We start from the raw sequence: 25,728 nt of genomic DNA on the forward strand, positions 1-25,728 counted from the left end.
GTTGTCCGGTGCAGTTGCCCGGTCGTTGACCGTTGCCCCACGCAGTTGGCCCCGCGTTTCACGTTGTCCGAGGCAGTTGCCCGCGCGTTTCCTGTTGACCGACGCAGTTGGCCACCTGTTTCAGCCTGGCCAAGCCCTCGGCCTGCGGCCGAGGGGCGCCAGCCCGGGGGTGCGGGTGGCGGAGCCCCCGCAAGCGAGCGAAGCGAGCACTACACGATGAGGGCGACGCGGCCAGCGCATGTTGCGCGGCATACGTCGCCCATCGACCGAGTGGGCGATACTGGGATTGAACCAGTGGCCTCTACCGTGTCAAGGTAGCGCTCTCCCACTGAGCTAATCGCCCTTGGATTCCGGGTTTCCGGGGTCTTCGAGCGGACGACGGGATTCGAACCCGCGACCCTCACCTTGGCAAGGTGATGCTCTACCAGCTGAGCCACGTCCGCGTGTGGGCTTGCGCCCGCTTTTTACCGGCTGCATTTGCAGGTCGGTTTTACGTTGACCACTTTAGCGGAACCTGGGGGGTTCTCGCGCTGCGGTTTTCGCGTCGAGGTGGAGACGGGATTTGAACCCGTGTAGACGGCTTTGCAGGCCGTTGCCTCGCCTCTCGGCCACTCCACCTGGTGCTGATCCGAGCGGACGACGGGATTCGAACCCGCGACCCTCACCTTGGCAAGGTGATGCTCTACCAGCTGAGCCACGTCCGCGTGTGCCCTGTTGCTCGGGGCCACGCAAAGACTCTATCGCCTCTGGGGCCCCGATGTGTGCAAGCGGTGGCAGGTGGGCTCGTTGAGCTTTCATGCGGTGAGGCGGCTTGGCCTCGGGAAAGGTGGGGGCCGGGCCGGTTGTCTTTCGGCGGTGTCTCGTTGGCGGGGCGCCGGGGTGGCGTGGAGGGCTCAGTCTTGCAGGATTTCGACGTCGTCGGCTTTGACGAACATCACGCGGTGGCCGAACTGGATCTGGTGGTAGAGGAGTTTGCCGCGGATGATGATGTGGTCGCGCGGGTTGAAGGATTTGGCGTGGGTGTAGATGGAGCGGAGGGTGTGGCCGAGGGCGTAGCGCTGTCCGGCTCGGAGCGTGTATTGCAGGGGGACCAGTTTGATGGGTTCGATGCCGCGGGGGTAGGCGTCGGCTTCGGGGTAGGCCCTGCCGTACAGGCGGACGGTGCGGAGGCCGGCGCGTGGGGTGACGAGGGGGCCTCCGGCGGGGAGGGCGGTGGGTGCGTTTTCCGGGTTGTAGAACCAGGCTTTCTGGTTCAGGTACCAGATGGCGGTCCAGTCGCCTTGGCGGTCGGCTTTGGCGTAGCGCTGGCCGGTTGAGGCGCGGGCGGCGTGGTCGTAGACGCTGTGGGTGGATTTGCCGCCGGCGTGTTTGCCGATGTCTTGGACGAGGGGGGCGTCGTGGGACGGCTGGGTGTGCAGCCAGACGGAGGCTGAGCCTTGGGATTTGCAGCGTTTGCCGGGTTCTTTGCGCGTGCATCCGGTGTATTTCACGCGGTGGCGGTCGAAGTCTGGGCGGATGACGACTGATTCGCCCTCTTCGGGGCCGCTGCCGGTGATGGGGCTGTCGAGGAGGTCGAAGAAGCGTGCCCAGTCCCAGTAGGGTCCGGGGTCGACGTGCATGCCGCGCACGTGCTCTGGTGTTATTCCGGGAATATTGTCGTGTCCGAGGATATGAGCGCGGTCGAGCGGGATGTCATGTTCCTCCGCCAGATATTTCACGAGTTTGGCGGATGAGCGATACATCGCCTCGGTGTACCAGGTGCCGCCGTGAGCGAGGTAGCCCTCATGCTCGATGCCAATGGATCTGGAGTTGATATCCCAGTTCCCCGCATGCCAGGCGATGTCATTTGTCCGCACGTGCTGGGCGACATGTCCATCTTCTGAGCGGATGGTGTAGTGCCAGCTCACATAGCTGGGATTGCTGACCATTGAGGGGACACCGCGATACGAGCCCTCGGTGTCATGGATCACGATGTAGTCGATAGGGCGCCGCTGCGCCATCCGATCGTGGTTGCCGTAGCCGCCCTTCTTGAGCCGCTTGTACGCAGCAGGCATCCACTCGCACGCCAGGGACTCCGGGCACTCGGCACGCATGTCGGTCCTCTTCCGACTCGCCCCGCCATCCCTCGCCCCGCCATCCCGCACCCCGGGAGCGCTCCCGCGCGGAGCGCTCCTACTCGGCGTGTCCCGCATGCTGACCCGCGCCGGCCGCCCCTCGTCGAACCTCTGCGTGTTCCGCCACTTCGGGGTGCGCCCGCGACCGGCCCGGGCGCCCGCGTGGGCGCGCTTCGCGCGCTTGCGGTCGGCTTTCGCCGTACGGCGCTGCCCCCGGTCGCTGTCGCCCGCCGTTCGCCGGGGACGCGGCGGGCTAGACGACGCGCGCGGACCCCTGTCCGCGGACGCGCGCGGCCCACTGTCGGCGGACGGGCGCGACCCCCTGCTCGCGGCGGGTGCGGTGAGGGCGGGGTGTGCGCCGAGACGCAGCGGATGGCCGTCGTCGGTGGTGCGCGTCATACCTGACCGGATCATGGCGAACACCTCGTCGGCGAACGCCGTACCTCCGGTTGGTTCGCCCGAGTAGCGCGCGACCGCGTCATACCAGTCGGAGGGGTCGTCGTCGGCCGGTTTGCCGAGTGCCCGCTGGGTCTCCGACAGCAGTGCGGCCCCGCCGCGGATGTTGGCGGCGGGGTCGCTGCGGAGGCGTTCGGGGGTGATGCCGGTGAGTTCGGAGGCCCGCATCAATGTGCGCGGTTCGGGCGGCGCGTCTCCTGGCGCCTCATGGTGGCGCGGCGGCAGCGGTCGCGTGTCGTCGCCGCGCGGGTCCTCCTCGTTGTCGTCGTGGTGGTTGCCCGTGCCGGCGCCGATGGTGAGGCGCGCGGTCTTCAGGTCGATGAGGTGCATCGGCCCGTATCCCCCGGAGGTGCTGGGTTCGCCCGCGTTCACGTCCCAGCGTGACTGCATGTAGGACACGCCGAGGAGGACGCTTTCCGGTACGCCGAAGGCGTGTGCGGCTTCCGCGTATGCGGCTTGCCGGGCGCCGGTCGCGGAGGAGGGGGCTTGAACGGGGGTTTGGAGGGATGCGGCTTCGGCGGCGCCGAGGCGGATGTCGGATGGAGGCTGGGCTGTGATGGAGGGGGGAGCCAGGACGACCGCCGACGCGAGGATGGCGGAGGTGGCGACGGACATAGACGGCATTGGCGACTCCCCAGGCAGCTCAACTACTCCTCGTCTACTTAACACTACTCAGAGTAATGGGCATTTTTGTGTATGGCGGGGGGAGTCGTGTTGGAGTGTCAGGGGATGACGGGAGAGTTACGCATCAGCTCGTCCGCGAGGATCAGGGTTGAGCCATCCGTACGAGCCATGGAGAGGTCGAAGTACTTTTTCACCCGCTTCTCCCACCAGGTGGTGTTTATGAGGCGCTTAAGAAGTTCATTGAGTTCCTCCGGATCGAAGCATGGGTTTCGCGGGTGTAGTCCGATACCCCATTCCTCTGACGACGGCAGCTCGCCAATGATCTTAAACCGATCGGCGCCCATCTCATGCGCCAGCGCAATGAGAATCGGGATATCTGTCGATATAGCGGAGGCAGTCCCTTTTCTATCCCCAGGGCGGGCGGCCAGCTCCCGAGCCCCCGCCCGGTAGTCCGTCACCAGCTTCGTACGCCTCTCGCTCTCCATCCACCGCTGGCCGAAGATGGTCTTCAGCCGCTCGTAGGACGTGGACCCCTCCACATACGCCATTCTCCGGTTGAAGAGGTCATCGAATTTCCGGACTTCGGTGTCGTCGGCGCGCACCATGACGGCCTGCTTGGTCACGAGGTACGGCCCGGCGAACAGAACCCTGTCCCTGCGCCGCTCGGTGATCGAGTATGTGCAGATCAGCATGTCGATACTGCCGTCGAGGAGCCGGTTCTCCCGTTCCCCCGAAGGAATCTGCTCCACTTCCAGGCTGACGGGGCCGAGTTCGTTCGCGATCACATCGGCGAGTTCATATTCGAAGCCGCGCACCGTGTTCGTGTCCGCGGGAGTCAGAACGCCCGGCAGGTCATGCCGGAAACCCACGCGGAGGCGTCTGCCCTGGACTTTCCGTACGGACCAGGTCCGCGGCATGGACGTGGCCGCTCCATCCGACGGCAGGAGCCGGTCGCCGGTGGTCGGCGCGGCGGAGGCGGCGCGTCCGGTCTCGGTGAAAGGGCGGTTGTGGAAGGTGAGCTCGCCGGGGTTGAGCAGCAGGTCGAAATCCACGTTGGCGGCCTGGACGCCGCCGGGCCGGAATTTGATGCCGCGGTCCGGCTGGAAGCCGACGACGACCTCGATCTCCTTGAGTGCCGAACTGAGCACGCCGAGATCGATGTCCCGCACCTGCACGGTCTTGTAGTCGCGTGCGAGCGGCTGCAGGACGCCCTCTTTCCGCACTCCGTCGTCGACGGTAAGGCGATAGGTGACGCTGCCGTAGTAGCTGTAGTTCGCCAGGCGCTCGGCCCTGCTGTGGCTCAGGTGAAGGATCAGATCCATGAACCAGTGCTGGTTCGCCGACGCGAGCGTCCGAATGACGTTCTCGTCGAGTTCGCTCACCTTGAACGTCGACGTGGGGCCTTTCGCGCTGCGGCCGTCCTGGTCGTCGGTGGAGGTCACCGGGGTGTGGAAAAGCGGGGCCAGCGGCGTGCGCACGATCAGGTGCTGCACCTGTTCGGCCCGGTCGCCCCAGGCCGCGGTGGCGAGCGAGCCGGTCGCGGCGCCCGCCACGGCCGCCCCGCCCAGCCATCGCCAGACCTGCCGGCGGGACACGCCGTCGTCGCCTCGCCCGACGGCGCCCACCGCCGGGACCGCCACGCCTCCGCTCGCGTTCGCGGAGTGCTTGTCCGGCAATGGGGCAGGCTCCGACGCCGCCGTGATCCGCTCGTAGGCGAGCCCCCAGCGGCGGACCTCCGTCTGGGGCAGCCCGCAGGCCGCCGCGAACCCCTCGATGACCTCCCCGGTCAGTCGGCCCCGCCCCCGCATCACGCTGTTGAGCGTGGTGGCGCGGAGCATGCGATAGGGGAACGCATGGCGTTGTTCCCCGGCTTCTGGGGGAGCGGAGCGCTCTTCGAGGGCTCTGTAGGAAAGCCGTCCGAGGCTGAGGCGCATCTTGTTCATCAGGGCGCGCAGCTCGTCCAGGGTGGTGGCCTGGGCGGGATCGGGAAAAGCCGCGGAGATATAGGCCGCGGATCCGGCGGTGCGCATCCCCTCCGCCTCGGCGGCGCTTTTCCAGCGGCGGAACCAGGCGCTGGTGCTCTCGCCGCAGGCATGCACATAGACGGCGGTCACCTCCCAGGAAAACAAGGCGTTCCCCGCCCAGATCCGCTCGACGGTCTCCGGTAATAGGCCGGTCTCCTCCGCGAGCACGGCCAGGGCCTCGTCGCCGTCCAGGCCTGTGGGACGCAGGCCTGCCAGGCTGTTGAGGAATCGCTCTTTCGGGTCGGTCATTGTCACCTTGCCTACTTCACGTTCAGGCGGGCGTCCTTCGGTTATCCGTTAATCCATGTGATCCCTATGGCATTCACCATGAAATCAGCAGGGCGATGGATTTCACCACGCGACTCCGAACCGTTGTCGAACGGGAAGCCTCCGAAGACCGGCGGGTGCCGGGGGGCGCGCCTATCTCACGGTGTTGCGGTTGCGCGGTGAGGTTTAGGTCTGTCCGACAATGTGGACGTAGTGGAATGTCCGGTTTCGACGATGAGTCTGCGGCTCGCGGGCTCTAGGTTCTGCCCTATGTCATCTCGTCTGGTGCTGCTGAACGCGCGGATCGGGCTCGGGGGCCCGATCCGCCACCTCGTGATCGAGAAGGGCCGCGTCGTCGACGTGAGCGGTCTCATCGACGCCGACTTCCGGGGGGAGAGGATCGACGTCCAGGGCGCGACCGTGCTTCCCGGCCTCTACGACGCCCACGTGCACATGGTCCAGTGGGCGCAGGCCCGCAGGCGGATCGACCTCTCCCCGGCGCGCTCGGCGCGCGAGGCGGTGGACCTCGCCGTGGCGGGCCGCTCCGGTGACGGCCCCACAGTCGGGTACGGCTTCCGCGACGCGCTGTGGCCCGACGCCCCCGACACGTCGATGTTCCCTCCGGGCGCGTTCGTCCTGGTGAGCAATGACCTGCACACCGCGTGGCTCAGTCCGGAGGCCCTGCGGCTGGTCGGCAGGGGCGACCACCCCACCGGGGTGCTGCGCGAACAGGACTGCTACACCGCGATGGCCGCGCTTCCGCCGCCGCCGAGGGAGGAGGTCGACCGCTGGGTCGTCGAGGCGGCCTCCGCCGCCGCGGCGCGGGGGGTGACCGGGGTGCTGGACTTCGAGTTCGCCGACACCGTCACCGACTGGTCGCGTCGCGTGGCCGAGCACCGGGTGGATGTCAGGGTGACGTGCGCGATCACCCGGATCCTGCTGGATCAGGCGATCCACGCAGGTCTGCGGACGGGGGAGGAGGTGGCCGGGTCCGGCGGCCTGCTGGAGGTCGGCCCGCTGAAGCTGTTCGCCGACGGCTCCCTCAACACGCGGACCGCCTACTGCGACCATCCGTACCCGGGCACCGGGGATCGGGGCCTGCTCGAACTCCCGCCGGATGAACTGCGCGCGACGATGGCGCGGGCCGCGGCCCACGGGCTGCACCCCGCCGTACACGCGATCGGCGACTCCGCCAACGCTCTCGTGCTTGATGCGTTCGAGGAGCTCGGCTGTCCGGGGCGTATCGAACACGCCCAGTTGGTGCGCTCCGATGACTTTGTTAGGTTCGCCCGCCCGGGGCTGGTCGCCGGTGTGCAGCCGGCCCACGGCCCGGACGACCGGGACGTGGCCGAGATCCACTGGCGGGGCCGTACGGCACGGGCCTACGCCTACGCCGACCTGCTCGCGGCGGGCGCGGTGCTGCAGTTCGGGTCGGATGCCCCGGTGGCACCGCTGGATCCGTGGGACGGCATCGCCTCGGCGGTCACCCGCACCGACGACGACCGGCCGACCTGGCACCCCGAGCAGGCCGTCCCGCTGGGGGCGGCGCTCACGGCGGCCTGCGGGGGCAGGTCGGGTGTCGCGCGGGGGGATCGCGCCGACCTGATGGTTCTGGCGGACGACCCCTGCGCCATAGCGCCGGAGGGGCTGCGCCGCATCGAGGTCGTAGCCACGCTCCTGCGCGGCGGGTTCACGTACCGCAACGGAGTGTGACCCCGCCGGGGACGTGCGCGGTCCGGCTGCCCGGTTCCATCCCCGCTGCCCTCGGGCCGTGGCCCGGTGCGAGAACGAGGGGCCTGAGTTGCGTAGTCTCGGCCTGGGGCATGAGGTGGCCTGCCACCTGGCGAGTCTTTAAGCGGCGTGTGAGAGGCTTGGGGCATCTGTTCTGCCCGAATTCGGGCAGGAAACTTGGTGTTCATTGATACCCATGCGTAAGGTCCACATTCGTGTCCACGGCGCGGCATCCCCACAGCGACTTGATCGCCCACCTGACCCGGACGAGCCCCCTGGGGCCAGGTGAGGCGGCCAGGGTGGTGGCGGATGTGCTGGCGTACTTCTCCGAATCCGTGGAGGAGTTCGTCCGCCGCCGGCACGCCGAGCTGAGGGTGCGCGGTCTCACCAACGAGGCGATCTTCCCGAGGATCGCGGCGGAGATCGCCGCGCGCCGGGTCGCGGCACCAGAGCTGTCTTTACGGCAGCTCCGCCGAATCGTCTACGGATAGGGAGACTCTGCATATGTGTGGAATCGTGGCCTATGTCGGCCCTAGGGACGCGGCGCCGATCCTTCTCGAAGGACTCCAGCGCCTGGAATACCGGGGCTACGACTCCGCGGGGCTCGTCGTTTCGAACAAGGGGCTGAAACTCCGCAAGGTCAAGGGGCGCGTCGCCGACCTGGCGGCAGCCGTACCCGCGCGTTTCAAAGGCTCCCTCGGCATCGGCCACACCCGGTGGGCCACCCACGGCGAGCCGAGTGACGTCAACGCCCACCCGCACCTGTCGAACGACCAGCGCATCGCGGTCGTGCACAACGGCATCATCGAGAACGCCGACGAACTGCGGGCCAAGCTCACCGCCGACGGCGCCGAGTTCCTCAGCGAGACCGACAGTGAGGTCCTCGCCCATCTGATCGCCCGCACCGTCGCCGACACCGCGACCCTCGAAGAGGCCGTACGGCTGGCGCTCAAGCGCGTCGTCGGCACGTACGGCATCGCCGTACTCGACGCCGAGCGTCCCGGCGAGGTGGTCGTGGCGCGCAATGGGTCGCCCATCGTGCTCGGCATCGGCGAGAAGGAGATGTTCGCCGCCTCCGACGTGGCCGCGCTGGTCCGCTACACCCGCCAGGTGGTGCACCTGGAGGACGGCGAACTGGCCGTGATCAAGGCCGACGGATTCCACACCTTCACCTCGGACGCCCGCGAGACGGCCAAGGAGCCGCTGGTCGTCGACTGGGACACCGGGCACTACGACACCGGGGGATACGCGCACTACCTGCTCAAGGAGATCTCCGAGCAGCCCGACACCGTCGCCAGGACCCTGCGCGGGCGCATCGACGACCGCTTCCACATCGCCCACCTCGGCGGCCTCAACCTCACGCCCCACGAGACCAGGGCGTTCCGCCGCGTGAAGATCATCGGCTGCGGCTCGGCGTACTACTCCGGCCAGATCGGCGCCCAGCTCATCGAAGAGCTCGCCCGCATCCCCGCCGACGCCGAGCCGGCCTCGGAGTTCCGCTACCGCAACCCCGTCGTCGAACACGACACGCTGTATGTCGCGATCAGCCAGTCCGGCGAGACCTACGACACGCTGGCGGCCGTTCAGGAGCTCAAGCGCAAGGGCGGCCGGGTGCTCGGCATCGTCAACACCGTGGGCAGCGCCATCGCCCGCGAGTGCGCGGGCGGCATCTACCTGCACGCCGGCCCGGAGGTGTCGGTCGCCTCCACCAAGGCGTTCACCTCGACCGCCGTCGCCTTCGCCCTGCTGGCCCTGCACTTCGGGCGCGTGCACGACCTGTCGCCCGCCGACGGCCGCCGCATCTGCGACGGACTGCGCCGCCTCCCCGGGCAGATCGAGGAGATCATCGCCGGGGGTGACCACATCGCCGCGCTGGCGTCGAAGTACGCCGACCACCCCAGCATGATGTTCGTCGGGCGGGTGCGCGGCTACCCCGTGGCCCGGGAGGGCGCGCAGAAGCTCAAGGAGATCTCCTACGTCCACGCCGAGGCGTATCCCGCCAGCGAGCTCAAGCACGGCCCGCTCGCGCTGATCGGCCCCGAGACGCCGACGGTCGCGGTCGTGCCCGACGACGAGCTGCTGGACAAGAACCTCACCACGCTCGGTGAGATCCGCGCCCGCGGCGGGCGGGTGCTCATGGTCGGCCACCGCGAGCCCGATGCCAAGCTCGCCGACGACGTCATCCTCGTGCCGAAGAACGAGCCCGAACTGGACCCGATCCTGCTCGGCATCCCCCTGCAGATCTTCGCCTACCACGCGGCCGTCGTCCTCGACCGCGACGTCGACCGGCCCCGCAACCTGGCCAAGAGCGTCACCGTGGAGTGACGCAAAACGGACTCCAGTCACACGGGTCACAGCGGCAACGCTGTTCACACTGGCCTCACAGGTCACATTCGTATGACCTGGAGTCCAGCCTTCTCTCGCCGTTGGACACGCTTCCCGTGATCACGCAGGGCTATAAACGGCTACGCAACGTAGTCGTCCAGCCGGGGGCGCCGCAGATGCGAGTGCCCCCACGCGATCCAAGGAGCTGCCATGTCCCCCTTCAGCGTCCGCACCGCGGTCCTCGCTCTCGCCGGCGCCTTCAGCCTGGCGGCGGCACCCGCCGCCGTAGCCGCAGCCCCGGCCGCACCCGCGGCGGCGAAGGCCTGCGGCGGGGCGATCTCGAACTGGGTCGGCACCGGCAACGCCGTCTACAACGGCAAGGCCACCACGCCCGCGGGCGAGGTCAGCGTGACCCTCACGTTCCGTGACGGCAAGGTCGACGTCGCCCGCGGCGGCAACTCCACGGGCCCGCTGGCCTTCCGCTTCGACGCCGCGACCGGCAGCATCACCTGGGGTGTCGTCGGCTACTACTACAAGCTCGACAGCCCGGTCTGCTCCGGCGACTCGGTGAAGAGCGCCGACTTCTCCCTGGCCGCCACCGGTAACCGCGCCGCGAAGGTGCAGGTCACCCGGACTTCGTGATCGGAAACGCTCGGCGCCCGCCCCGGACTCCGCGACCGGGGCGGGCGCCTCGCTTTCCGGCCTCCCGGAACTCGATCGAAACCCCGGCCGGGAGTGCGGATCCCCCGGCCGGGAGGCATTTCAGTACTTCATGCCCTCCGTGATGGTGGACACGATGCGCTCCACCGACGGAAGCGCGAGGTCCTCCAGGTTGTCCGCCGCCGGCAGCGGCAGGTGCGGCGTGGTGATGCGCACGGGGGGCCCGTCGAGATACTCGAAGCCCTCCTCCACGATGATGGAGACCAACTCGGCTCCCCACCCGCACAGGCGGGGGTTCTCCTCCACGGTGAACAGCCGGCCCGTCCGGGAGTAGGCCGCCATCAGCGTCGTCACATCGAGCGGCACCAGCGACCGCACGTCCACCACCGTCGCCTCGATGCCGCGCGACGACAGGATCTCGGCGGCCCGCATGGCGCGCGGCACCATCATGCCGAGCGCGGCGATCGTGCAGTCGTCCCCCTCACGGATGATCTTCGCCTTTCCGAGCGAGTCGACGATCTCACCATTGGGCACCTCGGCCTTCTCGGCGTACATGCCCTTCGCCTCGAAGATCAGGACAGGGTCGTTGTCCCGTACGGCCGCCGCCATCAAACCGATCATGTCGACCGGGTTGGACGGGCAGACCACCTTGAGCCCCGGAATCGCCATGGCCCAGTTGGAGATGTCCTGGGAGTGCTGCGCCCCGAACCGCAGGCCGGCGCCGTTCCCCGACTTGATCACCAGGGGGAACGAGACCTGCCCGTCGGCCATGTAGCGCGACTTGGACATCTCATTGGCGACCAGGTCCCAGCACACGGCGTAGAAGTCGCTGAACATGATCTCGGCGATGGGCCGCAGCCCCGCCATCGCGGCGCCCATGGTCGCGCCCAGGATGGCCTGCTCGCTGATCGGCGTGTCGCGGACCCGCTTCGGTCCGAACTCGTCCAGCAGCCCCACGGTCGTCTTGAAGACGCCGCCGGCCGCGGCGACGTCCTCTCCCAGGAACACGACCGACTCGTCCCGACGCATCTCCTGCGCGATCCCCCGGGCGACGGCCTCCCGGTAGGTCACCAGTGCCACGACGTCCTCCTCTCCATAGCGTCCTTCACGACAGCACTCCCCGTGACATGCATCAGGTGCGCCATCCCGAGCTCCCGTCGGACCACAGGTTGGTCCACAGCAGCTCGTCGGCGGGCAGACCGCCCGACTTCGCCATCTCCGTGGCCTCGTCCACCTCGTGGCGGGTCTGCGCGTCGATCAGGTCCAGGTCCCGCTCGGCGACACCCCTGCCGATCAAGGCGGAGCGGTAGTTCGGGATCGGGTCCTTGGCGAGCCACGCCTGCAGCTCCTCGTCCGGGCGATACTTCCCGGGGTCGGCCCGCGAGTGCCCGCCGTGCCGATAGGTGAGGGCCTCGATCAGCGTGGGGCCGCCGCCGGTCCTCGCCTTGTGTACGGCTGCCGCCGCCGTGCCGTACACCGCCTCGACGTCGTTGCCGTCGACGACGACGGGGTCCAGGCCGTACGCCCCGGCCCGGTCGGCGGCGGGCCGGTCCACGGCCGTGACCGAGCGGATCGGGGTGTACTCCATATATTGGTTGTTCTCACACACGAAGACGATCGGCAGGTTCCAGATCACGGCGAAGTTCATCGCCTCGTGGAAGGCGCCGATGTTGGTCGCGCCGTCGCCGAAGAAGCAGACGGTCACCTGGCCCGTCTCCTTGTACTGCGCCGCCCAGGCGGCGCCGTTCGCGATCACGAGCTGGGCGCCGATGATCGCGTAGGAGCCGAGGACGCCGCGGGATGCGTCGATCAGGTGCATCGATCCGCCCTTGCCGGACATCAGCCCGTTCGAACGGCCCAGCATCTCCGCCAGGATCGGGCCCATCGGGGTGCCGCGCACCAGCAGGTGCGCGTGGCCCCGGTAGGTCACGAAGGTGTAGTCGCCTTCGGACATCGCCGCGCTGACGCCGGTGGCGATGGCCTCTTGGCCGATGTAGAGGTGGGTGGTGCCCTTGACCAAGTTCTGGAGGAACAGGTCGTAGCACCGCTTTTCAAACTGGCGTGCCCGCACCATCTGGCGGTACAGGTCGATCTGGTCCGCCGTGGACAGCGAGTCGGTCGGCGGATTGGTCAGCGGATCGGTGGTGAAGGTCATGAGCCGGTCCCCGTCAGTACTTGTTCGCGATGAACAGCTCGTCGGCGGGGAACTTGGTGATGACCTCGTTGCCGGTCGCCGTCACGACGACCTCCTCCTCGATCCTGGCGGCCGACACGCCGTCGCGCGCCGGGTAGTAGGTCTCCAGCGCGAAGACCATGCCTTCGCGGATCTCGCGGGGGTTCTCCAATGACGTGAGGCGGCTGATGATCGGGCGCTCGTGCAGGGCGAGTCCGAGCCCGTGCCCGAACTGCAGGCCGAATGCGGCCTTCTCGTCGGGGAGGCCGAAGTCCTCGGCCTTCGGCCACAGCCGGGCCACCTGGTCGGTCATGACGCCCGGCTTGATGGCCCGGATCGCCGTGTCCATGTATTCCCGGGCCTGCTTGTAGGCGTCGTGCTGGGCGGTCGTGGCGCGGCCGACGTTGAACGTGCGGTAGTAGCAGGTCCGGTAGCCGTTGTAGGAGTGCATGATGTCGAAGAACGCCTGGTCGCCCGGGCGGATCATGCGGTCGGAGAAGTTGTGCGGGTGCGGGTTGCACCGCTCGCCGGACACGGCGTTGATCGACTCGACGTCGTCGGAGCCCATCTCGTAGAGGCGCTTGTTGGCCAGCGCGACGATCTCGTTCTCGCGCACGCCCGGCTTCAGCGCCTCGACGATGTCCTGGTAGACACCATCGACCATCGACGCGGCCGTGGTCAGCAGCACGATCTCGTCGCGGGACTTGATCTCCCGTGCGTCCAGCATAAGCTGCTGGCCGTCCTTGACCCTGATGCCCTGGCGCTCCATCTCGAAGAGGTAGGGCAGCTCCACGAAGTCCACGCCGACCGGCATGTCGCCCACGCCTGCGTCGTCCAGCCGCCCCTTGATCTCGCGGATCGCCTTCTCGGCGAGGTCGGCGTCCGGCGGTACGGCACCGCGCATGCTGGTGATCGAGGACAGGCAGTTCTCGGGCTTCAGCCACGGGGAGTACATCCGGTTGTGGATCGCGGCGGATCCGAAGTCCCAGAGGATCAGCTCGCCGGTCCTGGTCAGCACCACGTAGCGGCTGAGCTTGTCCCGGGTCCACTCGCCGATCCAGACGCCGGTGAGGTAGCGGATGTTGTTGTTGTCGAAGAGGAGCAGGGCTCCGAGGTCGCTCGCCTGGAGGGCTTCCAGGGCGCGCTGGTAGCGGTACTGCCGGAGCCGGTCGAAGTTCACGCGCTCCTCGAAGTCGACGGCGCGGTGTCCGGGGGACGCGGTCAGGGGGATCTGAGCGGAAGTCATGGAGGGCTCCCTTGATGCTGAGGTTCAGCCGCACGGGGGTGAGGGGGAGGAGTGCGGAGAAGATAACCAGATGTTCACTCAGATAGAACACTGTCGATCTGAAGCGTGTCAACTGTCACTGCACATTTGGTGAGGGGGTGGGCTCCTGTGACGGAGCGGCGGCCGAGACCTGCCAGGGTGGAGGTATTTCCTGCCTCGAGGGCAGGGTATGAGTCAAGCTGTGCAGTGTAGGCTTACGGCGTGACGAACGCAGCGACAGGACCTTCGCCGCAACTCCAGGCCGAGGCCCTCGGTGCCGGACTCCGAGCGGCCCGGCAGGAGCGCGGTCTTACCGTCCGAGGTCTGGCGCGAAAGATCGGCTGCTCGGCCAGCCTGCTGTCCCAGATCGAGCGAGGCATCACCGCGCCGTCGGTCGGGATGCTCTACACCCTCGCCAACGAGCTGGACGTCTCCACCGATCGCCTGCTCAGCCTCGCCCCCGCCCCCGAACCCAACCTCGCGGCGGGCGTGCCGGCGCGCAGCCGTACGGCGAAGGCGGCGGGGCGGGCCGCGCGATCCGCGGATCGGCCAATCGAACAGGAGGACCGGGCGGGGGAACCGGGGGACAAAGCCGATGAAGCCGCCCAGAGTGGCGCAAAACGGCGCCGCAGGGCCGATGCGGTGGGCGTCGATGCACATGCCGTGGCACCGGACTCCGGCGGGGCCCTGAAAGGCGAGACCAGAAGGGCGGCTCCGGCCGGTGGCGGGTCCGCGACCCGCCTCCCTTCAGGGAATACGCAATCCGGCGAGCCGTCAAATGCCGAAATTTCCGGCCCTGAGGCGTCCGGTGGGGGAGCTGCGGACCTCGCCGGAGCCGGCCCCATGCCGGAAACGCTGCCGGAGACGCCCGAGCGGTGGCGCCTGCTGCGCTCCCTCCCGCCCTCGATCCAGGCCCAGGTCCAGCGCGCGGGCACCCGCCAGTCCATCGACTTCGGCAGCGGGGTCCGCTGGGAGCGGTTGACCACGACCTCCGACTCCCGCGTCGACTTCCTGGAGATCGTCTACGCCCCGGGCAGCTCGTCCGACGAGTTCGTAGGCCACGAAGGCTCCGAGTACGGCATCGTCATCGAAGGCGCCCTCACCGGACGGATCGGCACGGAGGAATACGTGCTCAACGCGGGAGACTCCATCTCCTTCGCCTCCTCCACCCCCCACCTCTACCGCAACGACGGCGACGTGCCCGCCCGGGCCATCTGGTTCGTCCTCCACAAACACCTCCCCGGCCCCCACTGAACCGCCTGAACCGCCCCGGCCACGGCACTGACCGCCCGGCCGCGGCCGGGCGGTCGGGGAAGGGCCGGGAAAAGGCCGGGAAAAGCGGAAACCGTACGGCTCGCGCGCAAGCCGTACGGTTCCCGGAGGGGGTTCAGGCCGAGTAGTTGTCCGGGACGAAACGGCCACCGGGCTCGACGCCGGCCTTGGCGAGCACGTGGTCGCGGGAGGCGTTGACCCGCCCGACCAGGGCGTGCTCGTCGACGCCGAGCAGGCGGCCGTTCCTCTTGACCTGGCGGCCCGCCACCCACACGGAGTCCACGAGGCCCGGGTGGCCCGCGAGGACGACGGCCCCGGAGGCGTTGTTCATCGGGGCCATCTCGACGCCGTCCGCCCTGATCATGATCACGTCGGCGTCCTTGCCCGGCGTGAGGGACCCGATGCGATGGTCGAGGCGCAGGGCCTTGGCGCCGTTGATGGTGGCGAACTCAATGGCGTCCTTGGTGTTGACCGGCAGCCGCTCCGCGGTCGTGCCCGCGCGGTCGGCCCTCTCGTGGGCGACGGCACGCTCGACGAGCAGGACGGTGCGCATGACCTGGAACAGGTGCCCGCTGTTGCAGGTGGCGATGTCGATGCCGATGGTGGGCTTCATGCCGACGGCCATGAGGCGGCCGGTCGCCGGCCAGCCGTGCCCCATCTGCATCTCGATCTCGGGCGTCATGGCCGCCGAGCAGCCGGAGTCCGCCATGATCTGGAACTCGTCGTCGGCGAGCGAGTTGCAGTGGGCGCACACGACGTCGGGGCCGAGCAGGCCGTTCTCGGCGAGCCAGGCCACGGGGCGGTTCTTGCCCCACGCGCCGTCGCCGACGTGGACGGAGATCAGCACTCCGAGGTCGCGGGCCAGCGCCCAGTCGTCGAGGGTGACCTCGGGGGTGGCGTACTGCGGGCCGCGCAGGGCCATGCCCATGGTCACGAGCTGATCGTCGGAGGAGAAGTGCTCGGCCTTCACCCGGCGGGCGTCCTGCGAGGTGGGCTTGGCGCTGATGGGCAGCCACTCGTCGTTGGAGTTGCCGTAACACATGACATAGCGCCCGTGGGTCGCCTTGAGCGCCTCCACGGCGGCGTCGGCGTGTTCGGGCGTGTTCATGTTGTGCGACCAGTCGAGCACGGTGGTGACACCGGCGTTGAGCGCCTCGTAGGCGCCGGCGAGGTTGCCGGCGTAGACGTCCTCGGCGCGGAAGTGCCCGCCGAGAACGACGCGTACGCCGGCGAAGTACTGGTTGAGGGTCCAGTCGGCCGCGATGTTGCGCAGGACGGTCTGCCACAGGTGCCGGTGGGTGTCCACCATGCCGGGCATGAGGATCGTGCCAGTACCGTCGATCACCCACGCGCCGTCCACGGGCAGGTCGCGACCCACTGCGGCGATGCGGGTGCCTTCGATGAGCAGGTCCGCGTTGTCGAGATCGCCGATGGCGGGGTCGACGCTGATGATGCTGGCGTTGCGGATGAGGGTACGGTCCGCCACGGCTACCTCCGGATGGTTCGGGTTGTGCTGACGGGCGTCACTTATCCCAGTTGGGGACGCCCGTAACCTGCCCGAAACCTACGACCAGCGCACCACAGTGTCAAGGCACACTGCACATTTCGCGGCGATCGTTCAGACAGCATGGACAAGCCCACGATATCCGCAGGTCAGGAGGGTGTCCTCTATACCTCTCCGGGGTGTTATGTGCGGTGACGCATGGATAACCTCGGGAACGGGGGATCTCGGGGGAGGGGGTGGCTTATGCGCCGTAGGCGCTTTCTCACGCTCTCAGGTCTGGCGTTGTGCACCGCCGGTTGCGGGGCCGCGGACGGCGCCGCCGGACGGGAGTCCACGCGTATCTCGATCACGGCGGCCAACTCGGGTCACGCGTTGGCCATCGCCCACGCCATCGCTGACGCGCTCCGCGGGGAACGGCTGGCCACGGCGACCCTGACCGGGGTGGGCGGCGTGACCTCGGCCTTCGCCGGCGGGTCCGACGGGGGGAGCCGCCTGCTGGTGATGGGCCTCGCCGATCTCGCCGCCGCCGAGATCGACGGCGACGGCCGGGCCGCGGCGGCGGTCACGCCCCTGGCCAGGCTCATCGGCGACTGCGAGGCGCTGGTCGTGCCCGCACGCTCGAAGTTCGCCTCGTTCGAGGATTTCGCCGCGGCGCTCAAGGCCGACCCCGCCGGGGTCCCCGTCGCCGGAGGGCCCACCGGCGGGGCCGACCACGTGCTGTTCGGCATGATCGGCCAGTGCCTCGGCACCGACGTGCGCCTTCTCGACTACGCGGGCTTCCACGGACACGCCGATCCCGCCCTTCTCGGCACCCGCGTCGTCGCGGCCATCGGGCCGCTCAAAGCCTGGCGCGCCGGGATCGCGCGCGGCACGCTCCGGCCGCTCGCCGTGTCCACGGTGAGCCGCGTCAAGGGGATCGACGCGCCCACCCTCCTGGAGTGCGGGGTGCGCGTCGACTACAGCGACTGGCACGCGATCGTCGGGGCACCCCGCCTCGGCGACGACGCCACGGCGAACGCCGTGGACCTGCTGGACCGCCTCGCGGCGTCGCCGTCCTGGGGCCGGGCCTGCGGCGCCCACGGGTGGCGGCGCATCGACCTGAGCGGCGACGACTGCCGGCAGTGGCTGACCTCGGAGACGGCGCGCATCCACGAGTCGCTGCGCGACCTCGGCCTGCTGAGCCGCCCCGACCACCGGTGCCCGGGCGGAAGCTGCGCCCGGCGGCATTAGGGCCTGTTTTTCGTCCCAATGCCGTTCAGTGAGCGATCTGCTCTATCGATCCCTCTTGCCTGCCGTCCATCACGAGAACCGTTCATCGTGCGGCCGTCCGGGCCTGATACCAGGCGTCTTGAGCAGAAAACGAGGTGAAGCGGCGGCTGTTTCTCCCTGTGTGAAGAGGCGGTGTATGAGGTCTCCGGCCGGTGTGCGAGCAGGAGGTTCCCCGAATAATTTCTTTCACGTGCTCGGCATTAGAACGCGGCACAAGGGGACCCTGTATGCCGTGCCCTCGATCCGGCCGATAGCCGTACATCGGAAGGAGGCTTTGACCTGGAGGTTAAGCGTGTTGGCCGGTCCGGGATGTTGCGGAGACACTTGATTTCGGGTCGTATGGATTTGCATCGGTCCACGAGTTGAAATGAGTTCAAGAGCGGTCCACGATTCTCCCACACGGTTCTGTGGAGATTGTCGGCTCCATCTCGGATTTTACTCCGCCTGATGTGAAGGAGATCGTGTGGTCAATTCCTCCGGGCGATGGCGGGCGGCCCTGACGGCCACCGCCGTATTCGCTCTCTTACTGCCCGCGGGTGTGGCACAGGCGGCGCCCGAGTCGGCCAAAATCAATAAGGCCGTCCTTTCCGATGCCAGGACGAGCTCATTCCTGGTGCGACTGAGGGACCAGGCCGATCTCACGACGGCGCTCCAGGCGAGGAGCAAGCCGGAGAAGGGCAAGGAGGTCTACCAGGCCAAGGTCGAGTTCGCGGCCTCGTCGCAGGGGCGTCTACAGCGAATGCTCACCGAGCAAAAGGTGGAGTTCACGCCGTTCTGGGCGGTCAACGCGGTGAAGGTGGTCGGCGACGCCGATCTGGCCAGGCACATCGCGAAGCTGCCCGAGGTGGAGAGCATCGAACCCAACGCCACCGTCGACGACCCCCGGACCTTCCCCGCCATGGCGCACCCGAAGGTCAACGGGGTCGAGTGGAACCTCGACCGGATCGGTGCCCCCAGGGTCTGGAATGAGTTCGGCACGCGGGGCGAAGGCATCGTGGTGGGGAACATCGGCAGGGGTGTGAAGTTCGACCACCCTGCGCTGGCCACCCAATATCGCGGGCGGAAGAGCGACGGGAGCGTCGACCACAACTACAGCTGGTATGACGCCGCGCGTAGCTGCCCCTCCGCCGCCCCCTGCGACACCTTCACCGGCAACGACACCAGGTACGTGAGCGTCATGGTGGGCGAAGCGGGCGCGGATACCATCGGGGTCGCTCCCGGGGCCAAATGGATCGCCGCTTCGGGGTGCAGGTTCACCCCGTGCGACTACGCTTCCGTGCTCGCCGCCGGACAATGGATGCTCGCGCCCACCGATCTGGGCGGGCGGAATCCCCGTCCCGACCTCGCCCCCGATGTCGTCACCACCAACCTGCTCTTCTCCCCGGCCGCGTTGGGGGCAGGTTTTCGCGCGCTGCAGAAACAGCTTCTCGACGCGTGGGTGGCTGCCGGCATCTTTCCCGTTTTCGGCACCAACTTGACAGTCGGCTACGGCCTCTGCGGCACTATCTACGGCCTCAACCAGGACGACAACGGCTACAGCGTGGGCATGTTCGACATCAACAACGCGATCAGCCCCTACTCCGGACGCGGACCTGGCACGAACGGCGAGGTGAAGCCCAACATCGCCGCACCCGGGGTCATGATCCGCACGGCCGCGGTCGACGGCGGCTACAGCACGGTGTTCGGCGCCGATTACGGCGCCGCTCACGTGGCGGGCACGGTGGCGCTGCTCTGGTCCGCCGCGCCCAGCCTGCGGCGGGACATCCCGGCCACACGCGCCCTGCTCGACCGCACGGCGATCGACGTCGACGACACCAGTTGCGGTGGCACCGCGGAAAAGAACAACGTCTGGGGCGAGGGCCGGCTCGACGCCTACGCGACGGTCCGCGACGCACCCCGCGAGGCCGTCGGCGGATTGACCGGCAAGATCACCTCGCAGGACGGCACGCCGCTCGCCAAGGCGGTCGTCACCGTCTCGGGCGCCCAGCCCCGTACGGTCGTCACCGACGCGGGCGGAAACTATGAGCTTGTCCGATTGGCGGTCGGCAACCACCGGGTCAGGGTGAAGAAGCTCGGGTATCGCACAGCCACCGCCGTCGCCACCGTCCCGGCGACCTCCACCGTGTCACACGATGTGCGGCTCCGGCCGCTGCCGGTGCGCACCGTGTCGGGGACCGTCACCATCGACGGTGCTCCGCAGAAGGGCGCCCAGGTGGCTGTGGCGGGCACGCCGGAGAGCGTGGGCACCGACGCGGCCGGCCGCTACCGCATCTCTCTGCCCCGAGGTGACCACGAACTCGCGGTCACCTCGCTTCCGGAGAGCTGTGCGGGCGGAAGGACCGTGTCGATCGAGGTGGACGCGGACATCGCGAAGGACATCGCGAAGGACATCGCGAAGGACATCGCGAAGGACATCGCGAAGGACATCGCGAAGGACATCGCGTTGCCACGCCGTACGGACTCGTTCGGCTACGCCTGCGTCGTCGGCACCGAGTCTTATGTCGCGGGCACGGAGCCTAAGCCGTTGGGCAGGCAGTTGGTCCAGCTTCCCTTCGCCTTCCCTTTCTACGGGGAATCGCATAGGGAAGTAACGGTGTCCAAGGATGGCTATTTGTCCCTAGATCGAACGGTCCGCAGTCAACTCAACTATCCGCTTCCCAGCTACTTCTCGCAGGTAGGCGCGATCTACCCCTTCTGGGAGGAGACCACTTCGCCGGCCTTCCCCACCCCTTGGCTCTACACAGCCACGCTGGGAACCGCTCCCAACCGCACTTTCGTCCTTGAATGGCGTGATGTCGCGCCAGTGAGGGATCCGGCAAGCCGCCTCTCCTACTCGGTGCTCCTCGGGGAAGACGGCTCCGTCGGGTTCCGCTATCGAGGCATCTCCAATGACCTCACCGCCGGAAGCAGTGCCACCATCGGCATCGAGGGCAAGCGGGACACGACCGCCGCTTTCCCCTTCTCTTATGACCGGCCCGTGCTGACCGACGGCATGAGCCTGACCTTCGCATCGCAGCGGCACGGGTTGGTGGGCGGCACCGTCGTCGATGCCGCCAGCGGTCAGCCGCTGGCCAACGCCACCGTGAAGATCGGCGACGAGGTGACCACCACGGCCGCCGACGGCACCTTCATCGAGCAGATGCCCTCCGACGACTATTCGATCACGGTCTCCAAGGGGGACTACGACACCGTCACTCGAGAGGTCGACGTCGAGGTCGGTAAGCGTACGACAGTCGACCTGGCCCTGACCGCCGGCAGGTGAAGTAGGGGGCGCCTGTCGCGACAGGCGCCCCCTACTGGTTATCCGTGCCGCCGCGCATGAGGACGCGGACAGGTGTCTGCGCCTCGATCTCTCCACGCGCGCACGGCGCTAGTCCTCGTCGTCGGGCGGCGCGTCGGGCGCGTGCCAGGCGGCGACGAGCAGCGGGATGGTCCAGTGGGTGATGAACAGTGTCATCGGCAGTGTCGCCAGCAGGGCGCTGGGCACCACGACCGTCAGGTCGTCGCCGCTCATGCCCCACACCAGCGTGGCCGCCATGGTCACCCCGAGCAGCGTCGCGGTCACGCGATGGGCGATGGCGTAGGCGTGGTGGCGCTGCCCGCGCTGCCGTTCGTCGAGGACCCGCTCCGGCAGGGAGAGCGCGCCGCCCGCCGCCGTCATCAGCCCCCCGGCGACCAGAAGGCCGCCGACAACGCTGACCCCGAACATCGACAGGTAGATGTTGCGCGCCAAATCGCTCGGGGCGTAGGCGATGATGACCGCCTGTCCGATCCACAGCAGCCCCAGCAGTGCGCAGCCGACCAGCACGAGCCGCCGCCTCTGCGACCTGGTGCCGAGGCGTTTGGCGCTCCGGGCGGCCATCCGCTCGAAGTCGGCCTGGCGTTTCGCGATGCGTTTGTCCTGTCTGTCCATGATCCGTGTCACCCTCCACTGCCGATACGGGGGAAGGGCTGTAGCGAGAACACCACTTCCACCGGCACTTCGAAGAAATCAGCGATCCGCAACGCGAGGAAGAGGCTCGGGCTGTATTCCCCCCGCTCCAGATAACCCACCGTCTGGTAATGCACGCCGAGGGCTCCCGCGAGATCCTTCCGGGAGATTCCCCGCTCGGCGCGCAGCATGGCTATGCGGTTGTAGACGATCTCCGATGACATGCCTTGACCTCTAAGATCCGACTGGCGACCGTGTGCCCGCCGCGCCACGCGTGGCACGGCGAAGCAGCCGAGGGGCCAGCACCATACCGGCCACGAGCCACAGGGCGAGAATCCCCGCACTCTCGGCAAGCCGCCACGTCCCGCCGATCTCCGCCGCCAGTGTGGAGTCGGACAGGAGGGCCGCCCTGATGCCGTGGCCCTGCCAGTACAGGGGGAACGCCTGGGCGACCCACCGCACCGCCTCGGGCATCGCCGTGACCGGGAACATCGCCCCCGAGATGATCAACAGCCCCATCACGGGCAGCCCCAGCACCGCCCCCGCGGTGCGGGGATTCGGCAGCAGCGCCCCGAGGGCCGCACCGAGCGGCACGACGGCCAGCATGCCGAGCGGCAGGACCCAGGCCAGAGTGAGCCAGTGACCTGGCGACGCCGGCAGAGACGCTCCCCCGACCGCCAGACCGATGGCGAGGATGAGCGCGATCTGCAGCGTGGCCGCCAGCGTGATCGAGACGGCCCTGCCGATCAGGAAGGAGCCGATGCCACCCGGCACGGTGCGCAGCCTCAGCAGCGCGCCTTCCTCCCGGTCCGCCGCGATCATCATCGGGAGGTTCATCAGGCCGATCTGGAAGACGACCAGCGCCATCATCCCGGCCATCATGTAGGTACTCAGGTCGACATCGGTCCCGGCGACCTTCCTGTCCCTGAGCCAGACCGCGAGCAGGGCGTATATTCCGGCGGAGCCGAGGATCGAGTTGTACAGTTCCTTGCGGTCGCGCACCATGGTGCCGAATTCGGCGATTCCCCGGCGCGGCCCGAGGCGCATGATCCCGCTCACGCCACGCTCCTTTCGATCAGGCTGAGATAGCTCTCCTCCAGCGTCGGCCGCCGGATCTCCAGCGCGGGCACGGGCCCGCCGTATTTCTGGTGCAGCTCCCAGGCGAGCTGCGACGGGTCGTGCGTCTCCGTGCTGCCGTCCTGCCAGCTCACGACCGACGGTGCCTGTACGGCACGGGCCAGCTCTTCGGGCGTGCCGTACACCGCGATGCGCCCGTCGATGAGGACGGCGATGCGGTCGGCGAGTCGTTCGGCCTCGGCGAGGTCGTGTGTGGTGAGCAGGATCGTGGTGTCGAGCCCGCGGATCAATTCGTGGAACTCCCGCCTGGCCTCGGGGTCGAAGCCGGTGGTCGGCTCGTCGAGGAACAGCAGCTCGGGGCGGCCGACGATGCCGAGCGCGACGTCGAGCCTGCGCCGCTGGCCGCCGGACAGCATGCCGATCTTGACCTTGGCCTGCGCGGTGAGGCCCAGGGCGGCGAGCAGCTCATCGCTGTCCCACGGGCTGGGGTAGTGCGCCGCGATCTGCGAGAGCAGTGTGCCGACCTCCCAGCGCGGGTGGTCGCGCCAGCTCTGCAGCACCGTGCCGAGCCGACCGCGCCACGTCTCGTCCCCCTTCTCCGGATCGGTGCCCAGCACGGTGACGTCGCCGGCCGAGCGCCGTCTGAAGCCTTGCATGATCTCGATCGTCGTGGTCTTGCCCGCTCCGTTGGGGCCGAGCAGCGCGACGGTCTCTCCCGCGGAGATCCGCAGGTCGACGCCGGTGAGGACCTCGCGCTTGCCGTACGCCATCCGAATCCCGCTGGCACTGACAACAGCATCCATATGAAGGAATGTAGTACACCTACTACATCTAAGCCAAGTGCTGCTATGGATGAGACGCTTGAAAGTCCGAGGCTCACGATGCGTTGGATGCCGGTGGTGCGGGGGAAGGCCAATGAGGCGAAAGGTCCCTGAGGAAGCAGCGAACCCTCACCTGCGAGGAGTGGCTCCATGGCCCTAGACGAATCCCCGCCGCGCACCCGGACCGACGTTGACCAGGCACTTCTCGGCCACACGACCTACCGCAGCCTCGGCGAGCAGAAACTGTCGCCGGCCGAGGAGCGGTTCGAGAGGGGCCGCCGCACCACGGGCCTGTGGCTCGCGCCCTTGGTGACGGTCGCGTTCCTGCTCATGCCGTTCGGCTTGGACGGCACTCAGAAGGCGCTGTCCGCCGTTCTGCTCGGCGTGATCGTGCTGTGGGTGACCGAGCCCATCCCGATTCCGGTCGGCGGGCTCGTCGGCGTCGCCCTGGTCGTGCTGCTTGGCGTGGCGCCGGCGGGCGAGGTGCTCGCGCCGTTCGGCTCTTCCACCATCTTCACCTTCATCGGGGCGTTCATCCTCGCCCAGGCAATGCTCAAACATGGCTTGGCCCGCCGGTTCGCGTTCCGGGTGCTGTCGCTGCCCGGCGTCGGCCGTTCGACGTTCCGGCTGGTCGCGGCCTTCGGCCTGATCACCTGCCTGCTGTCGGCCTTCGTCTCCAACACCGCCACCGTCGCGATGCTCCTGCCGACGGCGCTCGGCATTCTCGCCGTCATCGCGAAACTGCTCCAGGACCGGGGGCTCGTCCCCGAGGACTTCAACCCGCTGCGGCTCCGCGTCGGGGCCGCGCTTGTGCTGATGACGGCGTACGGCGCCGGCGTGGGCGGCCTGCTGACCCCCGTCGGCACCCCGCCCAACCTGATCGGCCGGGGGCTGATCGAGGAGGCCACCGGGCGGCGCATCTCGTTCGCCCAGTGGGTGATCACCGCCCTGCCCCTGTGCGCCGCCATGTTCGCGGTGCTCGTCGTGGTGCTGCTCCTACTGAACCGGCCGGAGATCCGCAAGATCGAAGGCATCGAGCAGTATGTCCGGGCCGAGCGGGCCACGCTCGGGAAACTGTCGCGCGCGGAGAAGAACACGCTGATCGCCTTCGGCGTCACCGTCACCCTGTGGATCTTCCCGGGCATCGTGGCTCTGGCCGTCGGTACCGAATCGGAGATCTACTCCGCGATCAGCGGTCGCCTCAACGAGGGCATCGTCGCCGTGCTCGGCGCGTCGCTGCTGTTCCTGCTCCCCGCCGACTGGGGCAAACGCGAGTTCACCCTCAACTGGAGCGACGCCGCCCGCATCGACTGGGGCACGATCGTGCTGTTCGGCACGGGCATCATCTTCGGCGCCCTGCTGGAGGACACCGGCCTCGCCAAGACGATCGGCTCGGCGGCGTCCTCCACGCTCAATCTGTCCAGCGTGTTCGCCATCACCGCGTTCGCCGTCGTGCTCGCCGTGATCGTCTCGGAGACCACCAGCAACACCGCCTCGGCCGCCGTCGTCGTGCCCATCGTGATCCCGATCGCGCAGGCCGCCGGCGTCGACCCTCTCGTGCCCGCGCTCGCGGCGACCTTCGCCGCGTCCTTCGGCTTCATGCTGCCCGTCTCCACGCCGCAGAACGCCATCGCCTACGGCTCGGGAGTCGTGCCCATCACCACGATGATCCGCACCGGGGTCGGCTTCGACGTGCTCGGCGCGATGCTGGTCATGGTGCTGCTGCCGCCCATGGTCGCCCTGTCCGGCATCGGAGGCTGAGTCGTGGAGGACCTCGGCGGCTCCTGATCGTACAGGGTCGTGGACGCTTTCGACACAAGGTGTTGGGGTGGTTGCGGCAAGCGGCACTAGATGTAGGATTCTGCTCGTTGCTGGTTCGCCCCCCGTCCAGCGGGGGGCGAGGCAAGAGGGAACCCGGTGCGGCCAAACCTCCACATAGTGGACGGCGCCAATTCCGGGACTGCCCCGCAGCGGTGAGCGGGAACGACCGCCGTCATGAGCACTGGGCGCGAGCCTGGGAAGCGACGGCCATTAGGCGACGCCAGACGACGACCTGTCGTAAGGCGCGGCGCCCGCGAGTCCGAAGACCTGCCAGCGACTTGTGTGTCCAGGGCTTCGAGGGAGGGCCCGGCGGACGAGCGGACGACCCGTGCCCCGGGCCGTGCCGTCTCCCGTGCGTGCCCACCCCGGAAGCCGAGGGGGATTTTCGTTCACGC

The 25,728-nt window shown here is 68.4% G+C and carries 18 protein-coding genes, 4 tRNA genes and 1 riboswitch; of the genes, 8 read left to right on the plus strand and 14 right to left on the minus strand.

Translation table 11 applies throughout. The annotated features are described in order from the left end of the window. Positions 1 to 271: 271 nt before the first annotated feature. The 6 genes from BLQ73_RS25860 to BLQ73_RS25885 form a co-directional block, all read right to left on the minus strand. A tRNA-Val gene (locus BLQ73_RS25860) sits at positions 272 to 343 on the minus strand. A gap of 27 nt (positions 344 to 370) precedes the next feature. Next, a tRNA-Gly gene (locus tag BLQ73_RS25865) sits at positions 371 to 443 on the minus strand. Positions 444 to 547: 104 nt separating this feature from the next. Next, positions 548 to 618, minus strand: a tRNA-Cys gene (locus tag BLQ73_RS25870). Positions 619 to 631: 13 nt separating this feature from the next. Then, positions 632 to 704 (minus strand) — tRNA-Gly (locus BLQ73_RS25875). A 189-nt stretch (positions 705 to 893) separates the two neighbouring features. Next, positions 894 to 3,194 (minus strand): N-acetylmuramoyl-L-alanine amidase, encoded by a 2,301-nt coding sequence (locus BLQ73_RS25880; protein WP_245691415.1) that lies wholly within the window; start codon positions 3,192 to 3,194, stop codon positions 894 to 896. A 98-nt stretch (positions 3,195 to 3,292) separates the two neighbouring features. Beyond that, on the minus strand, positions 3,293 to 5,467 hold the full coding sequence (locus BLQ73_RS25885) for a substrate-binding periplasmic protein (protein WP_093174324.1): 2,175 nt from the start codon (positions 5,465 to 5,467) through the stop codon (positions 3,293 to 3,295). A gap of 288 nt (positions 5,468 to 5,755) precedes the next feature. Here BLQ73_RS25885 and BLQ73_RS25890 point away from each other — a divergent pair, with 288 nt between their 5' ends. The 4 genes from BLQ73_RS25890 to BLQ73_RS25905 all read left to right on the plus strand — a co-directional run bounded on the left by BLQ73_RS25890 (position 5,756) and on the right by BLQ73_RS25905 (position 10,183). Then, positions 5,756 to 7,198, plus strand: a complete 1,443-nt coding sequence (locus tag BLQ73_RS25890) for an amidohydrolase (protein ID WP_093174326.1) — start codon at positions 5,756 to 5,758, stop codon at positions 7,196 to 7,198. A 233-nt stretch (positions 7,199 to 7,431) separates the two neighbouring features. Then, on the plus strand, positions 7,432 to 7,707 hold the full coding sequence (locus BLQ73_RS25895) for a hypothetical protein (protein WP_093174328.1): 276 nt from the start codon (positions 7,432 to 7,434) through the stop codon (positions 7,705 to 7,707). Between the two features lie 13 nt (positions 7,708 to 7,720). Then, entirely contained in the window at positions 7,721 to 9,541 is a 1,821-nt protein-coding gene (gene glmS / locus BLQ73_RS25900; protein WP_093174330.1) for a glutamine--fructose-6-phosphate transaminase (isomerizing), read from the plus strand. Positions 9,542 to 9,751: 210 nt separating this feature from the next. Further along, positions 9,752 to 10,183 (plus strand): hypothetical protein, encoded by a 432-nt coding sequence (locus tag BLQ73_RS25905; protein ID WP_093174332.1) that lies wholly within the window; start codon positions 9,752 to 9,754, stop codon positions 10,181 to 10,183. 120 nt (positions 10,184 to 10,303) lie between these two features. Here the strand turns inward: BLQ73_RS25905 and BLQ73_RS25910 are convergent, their stop codons facing one another. From BLQ73_RS25910 to BLQ73_RS25920, 3 genes are read right to left on the minus strand one after another with little or no spacing between them, the layout of a single operon-like run. Beyond that, positions 10,304 to 11,281, minus strand: coding sequence for an alpha-ketoacid dehydrogenase subunit beta (locus tag BLQ73_RS25910; RefSeq protein WP_093174334.1), 978 nt, complete (start codon positions 11,279 to 11,281; stop codon positions 10,304 to 10,306). A gap of 52 nt (positions 11,282 to 11,333) precedes the next feature. Next, positions 11,334 to 12,356, minus strand: a complete 1,023-nt coding sequence (locus tag BLQ73_RS25915; RefSeq protein WP_093174336.1) for a thiamine pyrophosphate-dependent dehydrogenase E1 component subunit alpha — start codon at positions 12,354 to 12,356, stop codon at positions 11,334 to 11,336. 13 nt (positions 12,357 to 12,369) lie between these two features. Next, the gene (locus BLQ73_RS25920) at positions 12,370 to 13,620 is read right to left on the minus strand and encodes a M24 family metallopeptidase (RefSeq protein WP_093174338.1); all 1,251 of its coding nucleotides are present in this window, start codon (positions 13,618 to 13,620) and stop codon (positions 12,370 to 12,372) included. A gap of 240 nt (positions 13,621 to 13,860) precedes the next feature. Between BLQ73_RS25920 and BLQ73_RS25925 the strand changes: the two genes are divergently transcribed. Next, positions 13,861 to 14,892 carry a helix-turn-helix domain-containing protein gene (locus tag BLQ73_RS25925; protein WP_093174340.1) on the plus strand — a complete coding sequence of 344 codons (1,032 nt, stop codon included), beginning with the start codon at positions 13,861 to 13,863 and terminating at the stop codon, positions 14,890 to 14,892. Between the two features lie 133 nt (positions 14,893 to 15,025). Here BLQ73_RS25925 and BLQ73_RS25930 read toward each other — a convergent pair whose 3' ends face one another. Beyond that, positions 15,026 to 16,396, minus strand: a complete 1,371-nt coding sequence (locus BLQ73_RS25930; protein WP_093174342.1) for an amidohydrolase family protein — start codon at positions 16,394 to 16,396, stop codon at positions 15,026 to 15,028. Positions 16,397 to 16,657: 261 nt separating this feature from the next. Between BLQ73_RS25930 and BLQ73_RS25935 the strand changes: the two genes are divergently transcribed. Both BLQ73_RS25935 and BLQ73_RS25940 read left to right on the plus strand, forming a co-directional pair. After that, entirely contained in the window at positions 16,658 to 17,644 is a 987-nt protein-coding gene (locus tag BLQ73_RS25935; RefSeq protein WP_176955684.1) for a Bug family tripartite tricarboxylate transporter substrate binding protein, read from the plus strand. A gap of 502 nt (positions 17,645 to 18,146) precedes the next feature. Continuing rightward, positions 18,147 to 20,945, plus strand: a complete 2,799-nt coding sequence (locus BLQ73_RS25940; RefSeq protein ID WP_093174346.1) for a carboxypeptidase regulatory-like domain-containing protein — start codon at positions 18,147 to 18,149, stop codon at positions 20,943 to 20,945. Positions 20,946 to 21,053: 108 nt separating this feature from the next. Here the strand turns inward: BLQ73_RS25940 and BLQ73_RS25945 are convergent, their stop codons facing one another. Genes BLQ73_RS25945 through BLQ73_RS25960 form a run of 4 tightly spaced genes read right to left on the minus strand, consistent with a single transcriptional unit; the run spans position 21,054 to position 23,494 of the window. Next, positions 21,054 to 21,596: a hypothetical protein gene (locus BLQ73_RS25945; RefSeq protein WP_093174348.1), complete on the minus strand. Its 543-nt coding sequence runs from the start codon at positions 21,594 to 21,596 to the stop codon at positions 21,054 to 21,056. A gap of 8 nt (positions 21,597 to 21,604) precedes the next feature. Continuing rightward, positions 21,605 to 21,838 carry a helix-turn-helix transcriptional regulator gene (locus BLQ73_RS25950; protein ID WP_093174350.1) on the minus strand — a complete coding sequence of 78 codons (234 nt, stop codon included), beginning with the start codon at positions 21,836 to 21,838 and terminating at the stop codon, positions 21,605 to 21,607. Positions 21,839 to 21,848: 10 nt separating this feature from the next. After that, positions 21,849 to 22,673 (minus strand): ABC transporter permease, encoded by an 825-nt coding sequence (locus tag BLQ73_RS25955; RefSeq protein ID WP_093174351.1) that lies wholly within the window; start codon positions 22,671 to 22,673, stop codon positions 21,849 to 21,851. After that, positions 22,670 to 23,494 carry an ABC transporter ATP-binding protein gene (locus BLQ73_RS25960; RefSeq protein ID WP_093174353.1) on the minus strand — a complete coding sequence of 275 codons (825 nt, stop codon included), beginning with the start codon at positions 23,492 to 23,494 and terminating at the stop codon, positions 22,670 to 22,672. Before BLQ73_RS25960 ends, BLQ73_RS25955 begins: the two co-directional genes overlap by 4 nt. A gap of 168 nt (positions 23,495 to 23,662) precedes the next feature. Here BLQ73_RS25960 and BLQ73_RS25965 point away from each other — a divergent pair, with 168 nt between their 5' ends. Continuing rightward, the gene (locus BLQ73_RS25965) at positions 23,663 to 25,273 is read left to right on the plus strand and encodes an SLC13 family permease (protein ID WP_093174355.1); all 1,611 of its coding nucleotides are present in this window, start codon (positions 23,663 to 23,665) and stop codon (positions 25,271 to 25,273) included. 94 nt (positions 25,274 to 25,367) lie between these two features. Further along, a riboswitch (cobalamin riboswitch) is annotated at positions 25,368 to 25,622 on the plus strand. The last annotated feature ends 106 nt before the right edge of the window (positions 25,623 to 25,728 follow it).

This window comes from Sinosporangium album (assembly GCF_900100605.1).
Taxonomy (GTDB): Bacteria; Actinomycetota; Actinomycetes; order Streptosporangiales; family Streptosporangiaceae; genus Sinosporangium; species Sinosporangium album.